The following is a 13,505-nucleotide window of genomic DNA, read 5'->3' on the forward strand; positions in this document are numbered from 1 at the left end:
TCGACGTGGAGTAAGTGGAGCGGGACGCGCAGGAAACGGTGGATCGGCCACCGGTCCGAGGACCGGCACAGATCCACCGTGAAACCATCGCAGGGGAGGGCCGTGCCTCATGGGGCACGGCACTCCCCTTCCGCGTGTACGGGCCTGCCCTTCCGCGTGTGCGTGCCTGCCCTTCCGCGTGTGCGGGCCGGCGAGGGCGCCGTCAGTGCGAGGCGTCCAGGAGGGCGTCGAGCTCGTCCTCGGGAAGCCCGAGGTCGACGCGGATCCGGTAGCGGGTTCTGAGCAGGGCGATGTGCTCGCCGCTGCCCTCCACCGCCCGGTGCGCCCCCTCGGTGGCCCACTCATGAGCCTCCTCCAGGTCACCGTAGGCGACGAGGGTCTCGGCGACCGTGAGGGCGGTGGCCGCGGTGACGTCACCCGCGGCGCGGATCGCCGCGATCACCTCCCTCGCCTCGTCCGGCCTTTCGAGCTCGAAGAGGGTGTCGGCGATCCCGGCCCGGGGGTCGACGCTCACCTCGCCGCCGTCGTCCACCGCCCGCTGGAAGCAGTCGAAGGCCCGGGCGGGCTGCCCGGCCTGCCGCCACTCCTCGGCGGCGAGCACGAGGATCGCCGCCCGTGATATGTCGCCGGACGCGTACGCCTCGACCAGGGCTTCGAGTCGCCGGGCCAGGTCTTCGTGATCGTCGGCCAGAAGTGCCTGCTCAAGCAATCGATCAAGTTGCTCACGTGTCACATGCGCCACATCGCGAGAGTACCGAGCGACGCTCGACCGCGTACGGCCAACGGCAGGTATTGACCACCTTACCTTGGGCAAACGTACGGCTACGCTGCGCGTTTTTCCCCAGCAAAACGGGCATATGAGCGACGAGTCCTGCTAGAGGAGCGTGTCACGGGGAGGAGCCGCGATGGGCATGTCCAAGCAGACATCGTTCACGTTGATGCTCCTCCTGGCCTTCTCGGTGGTCGTTCCCGGGTCCGCCGGATACCTGTCGGTCAAGATGGAGGCGATCGGGCAGGCCCACCGGGAGTTGCTCACCCTGGAGAACCGGATCCGCGCGGAGAGGCTCGCCGCCCGGATCAGGAGGATGGAACGACCCCCCCGGGACCGGCGTCTCCAGCCGATCATCTCGTCCGGCCGTGAGCCCTGCGACCCCTCCGCGAGGTCCCGCGACGAGCCGGGAACGCGGTCGTCCGGACCCACGGCGGTCGTGCCCGTGCCGGTGGCGGGCACGGAACGGTCCCGCGAGGGGCGAGCGCGCGCGCGGAGACACGGCGACAGACACCTCGTCCAGGGACAGGATGCCCGGGAACGGGACGCGCACGGACAGCGCGCCCGAGGACCGGACATCCGGCGGCCGGACACGGGAGGGCCGGGAGCGTGGTGGCAGGACGTGCGGGAGCCCGGAGCGCAGAGGCTGACGGCGCAGGGGCGCCCCGGAACCGGGACGATCGGTGAGGCCGCCCCCGTGGAGCGGTGGCCCCAGCTCGAACGCCGGGGCAGGCCGCATCGGGAAGGGGCGGTGCGGGAGGAGCACGTGTTCACCGAGCCGGACGCGGTCGGCGCCGATGCCCCGGAGGGCACCGGCGGCTCTCAGGCCGAGACGCGGGCGAACTGACGGTTCAGATAGCCGCGGATCAGGCGTTTGGCCTCGGCCACGATCTCCGGGGCACCGTTCGGGTCGCGCCGGAAGGCCAGCTTGAGCACGGCGTCCCCGGCCTCCACCGCGACGAGGACGGCCAGGTCGAACTCCTCGCTGTCGGCCAGCCCGTACTCCTGCAGGAGAAGGCCGCGCAGCCGCCCGGCGATCACCGTGTTGTTCTCGGACCCGGGGTCGAGCAGGTTGAGGTCGACGACGTCACCGAAGTGCAGGGACCGGAAACCCGGCACGGTCCGGTGCATCTCGACGTACTCGTCGATGATCGCGTCGACCGCGTCCCACCAGCCCGCGTAGTCCTCGGACAGGAAGCGCCTGCCGATCCGGGAGACGAACCCCTCCACGTGGCGCCGGGTCACCGCCTGGGTGAGGGCCCGTTTGTCGGGGAAGAACTGGTAGACCGAACCGATCGCGACCCCCGCGCGCTCGGCGATCCTCGTGGTGGAGAGCGCGTCGTAGCCGATCTCGTCCAGCAGGTCGGCACACGCGTCGAGCATCCGCTCGACGCGTCGCGCGCTTCGTCGTTGGGTGGGTTGACGCCGCAGTGGAGCCTCACCCGGCTCCTCGCAGGAGATGGTGGACACCACCCCATCTTGCCCCTCTGACAGACCGGGGTCAGTGCTTATTCGTCAATCGCGAGATTTCTCCACTCCCGGTGAGCCGGGCGAGCCCGGCCAGGCGGCGGGTGAGCGCCGGGGAGATCCGCGAGAGCGCGTAGCCGATCCTGCCCTCCGCGTTCACCGCGACGACGGGCAGATCCCGGTGAACGGCGCGCAGGATGTGCGCGGCCACCCGCTCGGGCGGGTACCCGCGCGCGGCCAGCGCCCTCCCCGCCGGCTCCCCGGCGACCTCGGCGAGGTCGCCGACGTAGGTGGCGTTCCGCGCGATCGCGGTGGAGACGAACCCGGGGCAGATCGTGGAGACCCCGATCCCCTGCCCGGCGAGCTCGGCGCGCAGGCAGTCGCCGAGCATCTTCACGGCCGCCTTCGACGTCGAGTACGCGGGCAGCAGCCTGCTGGGCAGGAAGGCGGCGAGCGAGGCCACGTTCACGATGTGACCGCCCTGGCCGCGCTCGGCCATCTGGGCGGCGAACAGGCGGCAGCCGTGGATGACACCCCACAGGTTCACGTCCAGGGTCCGCCGCCAGTCGTCGACCGAGTGGTCCAGGAACGGGCCCGCCACCGCGATCCCCGCGTTGTTGACCACGATGTCGGGCACGCCGTAGCGGTCCCTGACCAGCCGGGCGAACTCCTCCATCCCCTCGGCGTCCGCGACGTCCACCCGGTGGGCGTGCGCCGCGCCCCCGCACCCGTGCCCGTCCCCGCTCCCGCCGCCGTCCCCGCCCCCGCTCCCGGCGATGCCCTCGGCGGCGCGGCGCGCGGCGGCGAGATCGATGCCCTCGGCGGTACGGCGCGCGGCGGCGAGGTCGATGTCCGCGCAGACCACCTCGGCGCCGTGCGCGGCGAAGGCGCGGGCGGTGGCCCGCCCGATCCCGCCGCCCGCGCCGGTGACCACCACCAGCCGGCCGTCGTAGGGCCCGCGCTCGCCGGGCCGGTCCCTGCGCAGTTCCCTGGAGGGCGGCGCCCCCTCGACGTGCTCGGCGAACTCGGCGATCATGCGGGCGAGCACGCCGGGACGGCTGCGCTGCACCCAGTGGCCGGTCGGGACGCGGCGGTGCCACAGCCTGGGCGTCCAGCGGTGCGCCGAGGCGAGCAGCGCCGGGGAGACGAACGGGTCCCGCGTGGCCTCGACGAGCTGGACGGGCGTCCGCGGCGCGGGCGCGGCGGGTGGCGCGCCGCGGCCGGTCAGCATGTTGGCCCGGTAGAGGCCGAGACCATTCAGGCCGTCCCTGACGAGCGTCTCCGCCGGGTGTCCCGGGCGTCCCGGCGCCCGGACCGACCGGTTCACCACGCGCGGCAGCACGGCGCGCAGCACGAGCTCGGGGACGACCGGGACCTGGAAGGCGCCGATGTACCAGGACCGCAGGAGCTGCCCGGCGACCTCGCGCGGCCTGCCGTGCCGTACGAAGCGCGCGGCCTGGTCCAGGTGCGGGCCGCCGACGGAGGTGAAGGAGAGGATCCGCCGCTCGATGTCCGGCCTGCCGATCAGCTGCCAGCCCTGGATGGATCCCCAGTCGTGTCCCACGAGGTGCACCCCCGGCTTGCCCACCGCGTCGAGGACCGCGGTCAGGTCGGCGGCCAGGTGGTCGTAGCCGTAGCCCTCGGTGGTGCGCGGGGCGCCGGAGAGCCCGGCGCCGCGGACGTCGTAGCGGACCACGTGGAAGCGGTCCTCCAGCAGCGTGGCGACCTCGTCCCAGACCCGGTGGGTGTCGGGATAGCCGTGCACGAGCAGGATGGTCGGGGCCGCGGGGTCCCCCTGTTCGAACAATGCCAGCCGGACGTCGCCGGACTCCACCCACCGCATCACGGCCTCCACCCGAACAGCGCCGGCCCGACCTCTCCGGACTCCACCTGCCGCATCGCGGCCTCCTGTCGCACGAGGTGCCCGGAACGCCTCTCGCGATCTCTCCGGGCTATGAGGACTGGCCGCCGGGCCTGGCGGCCAGGCCGGTGCAGTCGCGCAGCGCCTTCCAGCCCGCGACGGCCTGCTGCCGCCCGTTCCCGGTGAGCGGGACCGGCACCCCGCCCTGGATGGTGGCCGGGGTCCACTGGTCCTTGAGCACCTTGCGGCCGTTGATCGTCAGGGTGAGCACGCCGGTCCTGCCGGTGTCCGGACCCCAGTTGTAGAAGACGAAGTTGCCCAGGCCGTAGCTGACGTAGCTGTTCTTCAGGTATCCGGCGCCGAGCAGGATGTGCGCGTGACCGCCGACGACGACGTCCGCCCCGGCCGCGACCAGCTTGGGCGCCAGGCCGCGCTGCGCCTCGTTGGGGCACTTCTGCAGCTCGGTGCCCCAGTGCAGGTGGACGATCACGGTGTCGGAGTTCCTGCGCGCCTTGCGCACCTCCTGGATCAGCCGCGCCTCGTCCTTGGCCGAGGCGAGACCGCCCTGGTCTCCGGAGGCCGTCCACGCCTGGACGAACTCCGCGTCCAGCACCTGGGTCGCGCCGATGATGGCGACGCGGTTGCCGTTCACGGTCGTCCGCCACGGCCTGTACGCCTCGGCCTCGTCCCTGCCCACGCCCACGACGGGGAATCTGGACCGCTTGATGGCGGCGAGGGAGTCCTTCAGCCCGCTCTGCATGTAGTCCATGCCGTGGTTGTTCGCCAGCGAGGCGACGTCCACCCCGGACGCCTTCAGCGCGGTGAGCGCCGCCGCCGGTGCGCGGAAGGTGTACTGCTTGCCGGGGGCGGGGGTGCCGCCGGTGGTGATCGCGGTCTCGAGGTTCACCATCGCCAGGTCGGAGCGCTTGAGCACCTTGGCGATCGGGCCGAGCGCGGTCTTCGGATCGGCGTTCAGCCGGGTCCGCAGCACGCCCTCGAAGTGCACGTCCCCGCCGAAGGAGATGGTGTACGGCCTGCGCTCGGGCGTGGGGGTGGCCTCGGCCGGTTCGGTGGGCTTCTCCACGACGTCGGGGGACGATCCGGGGGCGGCCGACTCTGCCGCGGAACAGGCCGCGAGGAGCACGGCCGAGGCGGTGATCGCGGCGGCCAGGGCGAGGCGTCGAGCTGTGTACGTGTCCATCGGTATTTGAGGATGCCATCTCATCCACCGCCTGTGTCACAACTCGCCCTACGAGATTCGTTTCCCCGAAACTGGATCGAATCGTTAATTTGAATGATTCAGGTTTAGGCCGTACGGTGTGGTCGTGGAGGACGAGGACCGGCTCAGGCAGGCGGGCCTGCGGGTGACCGCGGCCCGGCTGGCGATCATGCGGACCGTGCGGGAGGGCGACCATCTCGACGTGGACGCCGTCCATCACGGTGTGCGAGGCCGTGTCGGCCAGGTCTCCCTGCAGGCCGTCTACGACTCCCTGCACGCGTTGCACGGGGCCGGGCTCCTCCGGCGGACAGAACCCGCGGGCAGTCCCGCCCGGTACGAGACGCGGATCGGTGACAACCACCACCACCTCGTCTGCCGCCGGTGCGGGAAGGTCACGGACGTGGACTGCGCCGTCGGTCACGCCCCCTGCCTGGACCCGGTGTCCGACGCCGGATACCTGGTCGACGAGGCGGATGTGATCTTTTGGGGCGTGTGCCCCGGCTGTCGTTCCGAAGACACTCGATGAAGAGAACCCCCGGAGGACCCTCTATGAGCATCAGGCCCATCACCACCACCGACGCGGGAATCCCCGCGCCGAGCGACGAGCACTCGCAGTCGGTCGGCCCGAACGGGCCCCTGCTGCTGCAGGACCACTACCTGATCCAGAAGATGGCCCACTTCAACCGGGAGCGCGTCCCGGAGCGGGTGGTCCACGCCAAGGGCGGCGGCGCGCACGGCGTCCTCCAGATCACCGAGGACGTCAGCCAGTTCACCAAGGCGGGCCTGTTCGCCAAGGGCAGGCAGACCCCGCTCTTCATCCGCTTCTCCTCGGTCGCGGGCGAGCTCGGCAGCCCCGACACCCAGCGTGACCCGCGTGGGTTCGCGCTGAAGTTCTACACCGAGGAGGGCAACTACGACCTCGTCGGCAACAACACGCCGATCTTCTTCATCCGCGACCCGCAGAAGTTCTCCGACTTCATCCACAGCCAGAAGCGCCGCGCCGACACCAACCTGCGCGACCACAACATGCAGTGGGACTTCTGGACGCTCTCGCCGGAGACCGCCCACCAGGTGACGTTCCTGATGACCGACCGCGGCACCCCGGCGTCCTGGCGCCACATGCACGGCTTCGGCTCGCACACCTTCCTGTGGTACAACGCCGCCGGCGAGAAGTTCTGGGTCAAGTACCACTTCAAGACCGACCAGGGCGTCAAGAACTTCACCGACGCCGAGGCCGGAGCGGTCATCGCGCAGGACGCCGACTTCCACATCCGCGACCTGCACACCGCGATCGCGAACGGCGACCACCCGTCCTGGACGGTGAACGTCCAGATCATGCCGTTCGAGGCCGCCGCCGACTACCGGTTCAACCCGTTCGACCTGACCAAGGTGTGGCCGCACTCCGACTACCCCGAGATCACGATCGGCAGGTTCGTCCTGAACCGCAACCCGGCGAACTACTTCGCCGAGGTCGAGCAGTCGAGCTTCGAGCCGTCCAACCTGGTGCCGGGCATCGGCCCGTCCCCGGACAAGATGCTCCAGGGCCGCCTGTTCTCCTACCCGGACGCCCACCGCTACCGCATCGGCGTCAACTACCAGCAGCTGCCGATCAACGCGCCGAAGGCTCCCGTCCACAGCTACAACAAGGACGGCCAGATGCGCTTCGGCAACACGGGCGACCCGGTCTACGCCCCCAACAGCGTCGGCGGCCCCGTGGCCGACCCGGCGCGGTACGAGGGCGAGCACTACCAGGTGACCGGTGAGATCGTCCGCTCCGCCCACACCCTGCACCGCGAGGACGACGACTTCGTCCAGCCCCGCGCCCTGTGGGAGAACGTGCTGTCCGACACCGACCGCTCCCACCTGGTGAGCAACGTCGTCGGCCACGCCTCCGCCCCGGAGGTCACCTCCGAGATGAAGGAGCGCGTCGTCGAGTACTGGACGAACGTCCACAAGGACCTCGGCCAGCGCGTCGCCCAGGGCCTCGGCATCGCCGCCGGGTAGTCACCCGGTCCTCTCCCCGTACGGCTCGCGTCTCCCCGGAGATGCGGGCCGTACGACTGTCTCCCCCTGTTCCCGGCCTGTCCCCGGAGACACCGTTCCCCGCCTGCCCCGGGACACGAAAAGGGGGCTGTCCCGCCGTTGGGCAAGCCCCCGCTCCTGGAAGGGCGGCCACTCAGAGATCGAAGTCTCCGCCCTTCACCGCCGCGACGAACGCGATCCACCCGGGCCCGCCGAAGATCAGCATCGGTCCGCCCCTGTCCTTGCTGTCCCTGACCGCGAATCCCCGCCCGGGCAGGTGAGCAACCTCGACACAGTTACCGTTGAGCCCGCTCCGCCGACTTTTCTTCCAGATCACTCTGGACACGTCAATATCAGACACAACTCACCCCTTCTCCCATGAGGGACCATAAGGCACCTTAAGGATGAAGGCGTGACGAAGAAGTTGCAAGGTATTAAGCACGTCTAGATAGGACACCGTATCCTGCACGGTCTCCCGGTGTGCGATGATTCTCCCCTGCTCGGCCGGCGGGCCGTCAATCCATCCGGCGGGCAGAAGCGATGAAAAACGCGATAACCACAGCGGGGCGGCTCTTGTTCTCTTGGGTGAGTGCCAGGGCCGCTTCCTGCTACACGTCGAACTCTCCGTCCTTCACCCCCCCGACGAAAGAGCTCCAGGCGCCGGGAGCGAAAGTGAGAACGGGACCGGACAGGTCCTTGCTGTCACGGACCCCCACACGCCCCCCGGTCAGCCTGGCCACCTCGACACAGTTGCCGCTGGCGGCGCTCAGAGCGCTCTTCTTCCAGATCACATCGTTGTGATTATTCGCGTTTATCATTTTCCCGAAAACTTTCCAAAAATTCCCGGAAACGACGGAATGGCGGCGGGTGACAACCTGCCGTTACCTGTTCCAGTACTTGATTGTTTTTTTGATCAGCTCCTGCGACGCCACTTCGTCAAGGGCACATTCCATCAGGTGTCCGAAGGCACGTTCATACGTGTAGACCGTCTCCGCGTCCTCGACGAACTGTCCACCGCGAAGAGACTCCTCGTAGACGACATCGGGAAAGTCGGAAAACGCCAAATGCAGGAACGCGCCGGTGGACACCGGCGGCGGAACGTCCTGGGGAAGGATCCTCATCTCCACGTGCTCCAGCTCCGAGACCTTGATCAGGTGCACGAGCTGGTCCCGCATGACACGGGCGTCACCGTACTGGTTCTTCAGCACGGATTCGTGGAGCACGCTCACATGGGTCAGCGGGTCGGGCACGTGCAGCAGCGTGCGCTGACGCGCCATCCGTATCTCGACCCGGTCCTGAATCCAGCTCGGTGGAAGCCGGCTGGCGTCCTGACTCGCGTGGTGAACGCCCCGGACGTAATCCTCTGTCTGGAGAAGGCCGGGCACGATCTGGGGTTCCCAGTTTCGTGCCATGGTGGCCTCCGCCTCCGTCCCGATCAGTGTGATGTATTCCTCGGGAACGGAATTGCGATATCTCTCCCACCACCCTTTCTGGGCGGCGTCGTGCCGTAGCGCGACCAGAATCCCCCGGAGGGGCTCGTCGACCCCGTAAAGCCCGACGAGTGCCTCGACGTCGGCCTCCTTGGCCAACGTCCTGGCGGTCTCGATGCGGCTCACCTTGGCCGTCGACCACTCCAGGCGGCTGGACACCTCGTCGCCGGTCATGTCCAGGCTTTCGCGAAGCCTGCGCAGCTCCAGACCCAGCCGACGCCGACGGAGCGCTGGACTGCCACGCTGCGGCATCACGACCTCCTCACCATGACGGGCGGGCGGGTGTCACGGCCTCACAGGAACCTCGACGAATGATAGTGCAAATTACACTGATGGTTGCAGTGTATCTGTGGAAGTTTATTGCTTTTTTCCTTACGGCAAGTCTTGCAGCCAAATCTGTGCTGAGCGACTATCAGAACAGGAAGGTTCTCGAAAGATCGGGGGAGCCACCGGTGATCATCCGGCGGAGCGTCTTCGAGGGCCTTCGTGAGCCGCGCGACGTGGGACAGGCGCGCGGTTCTGCGGCAACGACGCCGTCTCTGGCGAAACGGAGTTGACGCGGGGAGGCCGACAGGGGGAGCACGGGAATCGAACGGCCGGCGACGGCCCAAAGTCGCACGCACAAAAGATGGTGCCCTGATCGGGCACAAAAAACACCGGGTCGGCGGCCACCGACCCGGTTGGCACAAGAACTCCGCGTCAAAGCCACGAAGGGAGTCTCCTATGTCCTTCCACCGTACCAACAGAACCCACGGAATCAAGACCTTCGTCCTCGATGTGATCTATGTGACCGACCGAGAGCTCTACATGGATCAGGATGAATGGGCCTACCGGCTCGGCTGGACCGTGACCAGGACCGGTTTCGGGACCAGGCACTACCGCGAGCCCCGGTTCGACCTTCTCAAGGCCGAGCGGACCGCCGCCCCCGCACTCGCCCTGGCGCCCGTCCGCGACGAGGGGGTGGGCGGTGATGTCGCGGCGTGACCTCCGCCACGGCCGCTACTGCGGCCACGGCGGCCGGCCTCCCGCCCGGGCGGGTCTCCTCGTCCGGCTGTGGCGCTGGCGGACGGAGATCATCCTGCTCGCCGGCGCCCTGTCCCTCCTGGTCACCGTGGTCCTCTCGCTCTGGGAGGGCGACTGGTGGCCGTTGCTCGTTCTGGCGGGCACCGCCGGTGTCCTCGTCGCCTCCGGCTTCTGGAGGAGCTGGGTGACGGCACACGCGTGGTGCCTGGTCTCCCGGCACCGCATCCAGCGGGCGTGCGCGGAGACCGGGATACACACCCGCTCGGGCCGGCTGCCGCTGGTCCTGTGGATCACCCCCTCCGCCGCGGGGGAGAAGGCACTCGTCCTCGCCAGAGCCGGAACCTGCGCCGAGGACTTCGACGCCTTCTCCGCCGAGATCGCGGCGGCGTGCTACGCCCGCGACACCGTGGTCTGCCGGCACAGCAGGTGGGCGAACCTGCTGACCGTCGAGATCGTCCGCGGGGGCGAGGTAACCGGTCCCCCGGTGGGTCTCGACCGGTTCTACGGGCGGGCGAACTGGGTGAGCCTGCGGGCCGGCCGGTCCGCGCGGGAGGAGCCCGGCCCGGGCCCGGACGGGAAGCCCACCACCCCGCTCCCCCTACCCGGGGAGCTGACCGGCGAGCTGCCCGGCGAGCTGCCCGGCGGGTTTCCCGACCGGCGACGACAGGCCGCGTGAATCCAGAGGGTCGCACGGAAGGGAAGCCCCGGAGTCGTACTCCGGGGCTTGCCCATGCTCCGGAGTACGACTCCGGGGCTTCCCCGCGGCCCGGACGGCGGCCATGATGAGTCCACTCGCCGAACTCAGGAGTGCCGATGAGAACAGCGCACCGGACCTGCCCCCTCTGCGAGGCCGTCTGCGGTCTCCGGCTCACCCTCGACGACGCCGGGCACGTCACCTCGGTCAAGGGCGACCGCGACGACCCCTTCTCCAAGGGGTTCGTCTGCCCCAAGGGCGCGACCCTGGGCCACCTCGACGAAGACCCGGACCGGCTGGGCGTCCCGATGATCCGGACGGGTGACGAGTGGCGCGAGGCGTCCTGGGACGAGGCGTTCCGCACGGTCGCGAAGGGTCTCGCGGGCGTGACCGACGCTCACGGCCGCCAGTCGCTCGCCGTCTACCTCGGCAATCCGAACGCCCACTCCATGGCCGGCGCCCTGTACGGCGGGGCGCTGATCCGCGCCCTCGGCACCCGCAACGTCTTCTCCGCGAGCACGGCCGACCAGATGCCCAAGCACGTCTCCTGCGGCCTGATGCTCGGTGACCCGCTGGCCATCGCGGTGCCCGACCTGGACCGCACCGACTACCTGCTGATGCTCGGCGCCAATCCGCTGGAGTCCAACGGCTCGCTCTGTACCGCCCCCGACTTCCCCGGCCGCCTCAAGGCGCTGCGCGGGCGCGGCGGCAGGCTCGTGGTCGTCGACCCGCGCCGCACCCGCACCGCCGCCCTCGCCGACGAGCACCTGTTCGTACGCCCCGGTACGGACGCCTACCTGCTGTTCGGCATCGTCCACACCCTTCTCGCCGAGAACCTCACCTCGATCGGCGCCGACATCGGCGGCGTGGGGATCAACGGGCTGGACGAGGTCAGACGGCTGGCGGAGGACTTCGCCCCCGAGGTGGTCGCCCCGATGTGCGGGATACCCGCCGGGGAGATCGCACGGCTGGCGCGCGAGCTGGCCGCGGCCCCGACGGCCGCCGTCTACGCCCGCATCGGCACCTGCACCGCGGAGTTCGGCACCGTCGCGCAGTGGCTGGTCGACGTCGTCAACGTCCTGACCGGCAACTTCGACCGTCCCGGCGGGGTCATGTTCGCCAAACCCGCCGTGGAGAACGGCCGCCGGAGCAGGCCGTACGCCACGGGACGCTGGCACAGCCGCGTCCGGGGGCTGCCGGAGGCGAACGGCGAGATCCCGGTGGCCACCCTCGCCGACGAGATCGAGACGCCGGGTGAGGGACAGGTCAGGGGGCTGGTCACGGTGGCCGGCAACCCGGTGCTGTCGGCGCCGGGCGGACCCCGGCTGGACCGGGCCTTCCGCGACCTGGAGTTCATGGTCTGCGTGGACCCGTACCTGAACGAGACGACCCGGCACGCGAACGTCATCCTGCCGCCGCCGCGCGTGCTGCAGTCGCCGCACTACGACCTGTCGCTGCTGGCCTTCGCGGTCCGCAACTACGCGAGGTTCTCCCCGCCAGTCCTGCCGCTGGAGCCGGGACGCCCCTCGGAGGCCGAGATCATGGCGCGGCTGACGATGATCGCCTCGGGACAGGGCGCGGACGCCGATCCGGCCCCGCTCGACGAGCTGATCCTCGACCGGATGCTCCGCAGGGCCGTCGAGACGCCCGGCTCCCCGGTGGAGGGCGCGGACCCGGCCGAGCTGCGCGCCTCCCTGGACGGCGGCAGCGGAGCCGAGCGGCGGCTGGACGCCATGCTCAGGCTCGGCCCGTACGGGCTCTCCCTGGCCACCCTGCTGGCGAACCCGCACGGCATCGACCTGGGCCCGCTGGAGCCCCGGCTGGCGGAGATCGTCCGTACGGCCTCGGGGCGGGTGGAACTGGCCCCGCCGCGGCTGGTCGAGGACGCCGCGCGGCTGCGCGGGCGGCTCGCCGTCCCGCCCGCGGAGATCGTGCTGATCGGGCGGCGCCACCTGCGTTCCAACAACAGCTGGCTGCACAACGTGGAACCGCTGGTCGGCGGGACCAACCGGTGCACCCTGCAGATCAACCCGGACGACGTGAGCAGGCTCGGGCTGGGCGAGCACGCCGTGGTGCGCTCGGCCGCGGGCGAGCTGGTCGTGCCGCTGGAGCCGACCGACACGATCATGCCGGGGGTGGTGAGCCTGCCCCACGGGTGGGGGCACTCGGGCACCTCGCAACCGGTGGCCGCCAAGCACGCGGGGGTGAACGCGAACACGCTGACAGACGATTCCGTCGTGGACGCGCCCTCGGGAAACGCCGTGTTCAACGGGGTTCCCGTCACCCTGGGCCGGGCGTGATCCCATGATCGCTCGGAAAAGGGGGATCGACGCGCATTAGGCTTGCGCGCGTGACCACCCCTCCAGCACCGGACCGTCTGCACGCTCAGCTCACCTTCGCCATGGAGATCGACAAGCTCAGACGCATCGTCCGCCGCAACACCCTCATGGACGGGTCGCGGCGGGAGAACGACGCCGAGCACTCCTGGTACGTGGGCATGCTGGCGATGGTCTTGGCCGAGCACGCACCACCGGGCACCGACCTCGACAGGGTCGTCGCGATGCTGCTCGTCCACGACATCGTCGAGATAGACGCGGGAGACACCTTCATCTACGACGCCTCGGCCGTCGAGGCCCAGCCGGCCATCGAGCGCAAGGCCGCCGACCGGATCTTCGGGCTGCTCCCCTGCGACCAGGCCGAGCGGCTGCGCGAGCTCTGGGACGAGTTCGAGGAACGCAAGACGCCGGAGGCCAGGTTCGCCAAGGCCCTCGACCGGATCGCGCCCATCATGGCGAACCACCACAACGAGGGCGGCACCTGGTCGCTGTACAAGGTGACGGCCGAGCAGGTGCTGGAAAAGGTGAAGATCATTGAGGAGGGATCGGCGACACTGGGCGCCTACGCCACCGAAATCATCGCCCTCTCCGTCAGCCGCGGACATTTGGCGCGTGCATAACGCC

14 protein-coding genes are annotated in these 13,505 nt (G+C 69.9%); 7 read left to right on the forward strand and 7 right to left on the reverse strand.

Features of this window, described 5'->3' with window-relative positions; all coding sequences use genetic code 11:
• Window positions 1–202 precede the first annotated feature (202 nt).
• Window positions 203–709: a hypothetical protein gene (locus tag AB0G15_RS02390; protein WP_362834655.1), complete on the reverse strand. Its 507-nt coding sequence runs from the start codon at window positions 707–709 to the stop codon at window positions 203–205.
• A gap of 202 nt (window positions 710–911) precedes the next feature.
• Between AB0G15_RS02390 and AB0G15_RS02395 the strand changes: the two genes are divergently transcribed.
• On the forward strand, window positions 912–1,616 hold the full coding sequence (locus tag AB0G15_RS02395) for a hypothetical protein (protein WP_362834656.1): 705 nt from the start codon (window positions 912–914) through the stop codon (window positions 1,614–1,616).
• Here the strand turns inward: AB0G15_RS02395 and AB0G15_RS02400 are convergent.
• The 3 genes from AB0G15_RS02400 to AB0G15_RS02410 form a co-directional block, all read right to left on the reverse strand.
• The gene (locus AB0G15_RS02400; protein WP_362834657.1) at window positions 1,592–2,239 is read right to left on the reverse strand and encodes a TetR family transcriptional regulator; all 648 of its coding nucleotides are present in this window, start codon (window positions 2,237–2,239) and stop codon (window positions 1,592–1,594) included. The genes AB0G15_RS02395 and AB0G15_RS02400 overlap by 25 nt on opposite strands.
• A gap of 31 nt (window positions 2,240–2,270) precedes the next feature.
• On the reverse strand, window positions 2,271–4,079 hold the full coding sequence (locus AB0G15_RS02405; RefSeq protein ID WP_362834658.1) for an SDR family oxidoreductase: 1,809 nt from the start codon (window positions 4,077–4,079) through the stop codon (window positions 2,271–2,273).
• Window positions 4,080–4,188: 109 nt separating this feature from the next.
• A complete protein-coding gene (locus AB0G15_RS02410; protein WP_362834659.1) occupies window positions 4,189–5,298 on the reverse strand; it encodes a CapA family protein in 1,110 nt (369 codons plus the stop codon).
• 124 nt (window positions 5,299–5,422) lie between these two features.
• On the opposite strand from AB0G15_RS02410, the gene AB0G15_RS02415 reads away from it, so the two are divergent.
• Together AB0G15_RS02415 and AB0G15_RS02420 are read left to right on the forward strand one after the other, a co-directional pair.
• A complete protein-coding gene (locus AB0G15_RS02415; RefSeq protein ID WP_362834660.1) occupies window positions 5,423–5,842 on the forward strand; it encodes a Fur family transcriptional regulator in 420 nt (139 codons plus the stop codon).
• 23 nt (window positions 5,843–5,865) lie between these two features.
• On the forward strand, window positions 5,866–7,320 hold the full coding sequence (locus AB0G15_RS02420) for a catalase (RefSeq protein WP_362834661.1): 1,455 nt from the start codon (window positions 5,866–5,868) through the stop codon (window positions 7,318–7,320).
• A gap of 172 nt (window positions 7,321–7,492) precedes the next feature.
• On the opposite strand, the gene AB0G15_RS02425 is transcribed toward AB0G15_RS02420, so the two are convergent.
• The 3 genes from AB0G15_RS02425 to AB0G15_RS02435 all read right to left on the reverse strand — a co-directional run bounded on the left by AB0G15_RS02425 (window position 7,493) and on the right by AB0G15_RS02435 (window position 9,080).
• Complete coding sequence (locus tag AB0G15_RS02425; RefSeq protein WP_362834662.1) at window positions 7,493–7,684, reverse strand: DUF397 domain-containing protein; 192 nt, start codon at window positions 7,682–7,684, stop codon at window positions 7,493–7,495.
• A gap of 262 nt (window positions 7,685–7,946) precedes the next feature.
• Entirely contained in the window at window positions 7,947–8,129 is a 183-nt protein-coding gene (locus AB0G15_RS02430; RefSeq protein WP_362834663.1) for a DUF397 domain-containing protein, read from the reverse strand.
• Window positions 8,130–8,219: 90 nt separating this feature from the next.
• Window positions 8,220–9,080, reverse strand: coding sequence for a helix-turn-helix transcriptional regulator (locus AB0G15_RS02435; RefSeq protein ID WP_362834664.1), 861 nt, complete (start codon window positions 9,078–9,080; stop codon window positions 8,220–8,222).
• A gap of 471 nt (window positions 9,081–9,551) precedes the next feature.
• Between AB0G15_RS02435 and AB0G15_RS02440 the strand changes: the two genes are divergently transcribed.
• The 4 genes from AB0G15_RS02440 to AB0G15_RS02455 all read left to right on the forward strand — a co-directional run bounded on the left by AB0G15_RS02440 (window position 9,552) and on the right by AB0G15_RS02455 (window position 13,501).
• Complete coding sequence (locus AB0G15_RS02440) at window positions 9,552–9,812, forward strand: hypothetical protein (protein WP_362690045.1); 261 nt, start codon at window positions 9,552–9,554, stop codon at window positions 9,810–9,812.
• Window positions 9,799–10,527, forward strand: a complete 729-nt coding sequence (locus tag AB0G15_RS02445; protein ID WP_362834665.1) for a hypothetical protein — start codon at window positions 9,799–9,801, stop codon at window positions 10,525–10,527. The genes AB0G15_RS02440 and AB0G15_RS02445 overlap by 14 nt, the downstream gene beginning before the upstream one ends.
• A 137-nt stretch (window positions 10,528–10,664) precedes the next feature.
• The gene (locus AB0G15_RS02450) at window positions 10,665–12,845 is read left to right on the forward strand and encodes a molybdopterin-dependent oxidoreductase (RefSeq protein WP_362834666.1); all 2,181 of its coding nucleotides are present in this window, start codon (window positions 10,665–10,667) and stop codon (window positions 12,843–12,845) included.
• 101 nt (window positions 12,846–12,946) lie between these two features.
• Window positions 12,947–13,501 carry an HD domain-containing protein gene (locus tag AB0G15_RS02455; protein WP_362690460.1) on the forward strand — a complete coding sequence of 185 codons (555 nt, stop codon included), beginning with the start codon at window positions 12,947–12,949 and terminating at the stop codon, window positions 13,499–13,501.
• Window positions 13,502–13,505 lie beyond the last annotated feature (4 nt).

It is taken from the genome of Streptosporangium sp. NPDC023825 (assembly GCF_040639575.1).
In the GTDB taxonomy this organism is placed as follows: domain Bacteria; phylum Actinomycetota; class Actinomycetes; order Streptosporangiales; family Streptosporangiaceae; genus Streptosporangium.

Bases quoted from the DNA above. Each gene is read 5' to 3' on its own strand.
- AB0G15_RS02395 (WP_362834656.1), top strand. From the start codon at position 912: ATGTCCAAGCAGACATCGTTCACGTTGATGCTCCTCCTGGCCTTCTCG.
- AB0G15_RS02435 (WP_362834664.1), bottom strand. From the start codon at position 9,080: ATGCCGCAGCGTGGCAGTCCAGCGCTCCGTCGGCGTCGGCTGGGTCTG.
- AB0G15_RS02405 (WP_362834658.1), bottom strand. From the start codon at position 4,079: ATGCGGTGGGTGGAGTCCGGCGACGTCCGGCTGGCATTGTTCGAACAG.
- AB0G15_RS02445 (WP_362834665.1), top strand. From the start codon at position 9,799: ATGTCGCGGCGTGACCTCCGCCACGGCCGCTACTGCGGCCACGGCGGC.
- AB0G15_RS02410 (WP_362834659.1), bottom strand. From the start codon at position 5,298: ATGGACACGTACACAGCTCGACGCCTCGCCCTGGCCGCCGCGATCACC.
- AB0G15_RS02420 (WP_362834661.1), top strand. From the start codon at position 5,866: ATGAGCATCAGGCCCATCACCACCACCGACGCGGGAATCCCCGCGCCG.
- AB0G15_RS02440 (WP_362690045.1), top strand. From the start codon at position 9,552: ATGTCCTTCCACCGTACCAACAGAACCCACGGAATCAAGACCTTCGTC.
- AB0G15_RS02455 (WP_362690460.1), top strand. From the start codon at position 12,947: ATGGAGATCGACAAGCTCAGACGCATCGTCCGCCGCAACACCCTCATG.
- AB0G15_RS02450 (WP_362834666.1), top strand. From the start codon at position 10,665: ATGAGAACAGCGCACCGGACCTGCCCCCTCTGCGAGGCCGTCTGCGGT.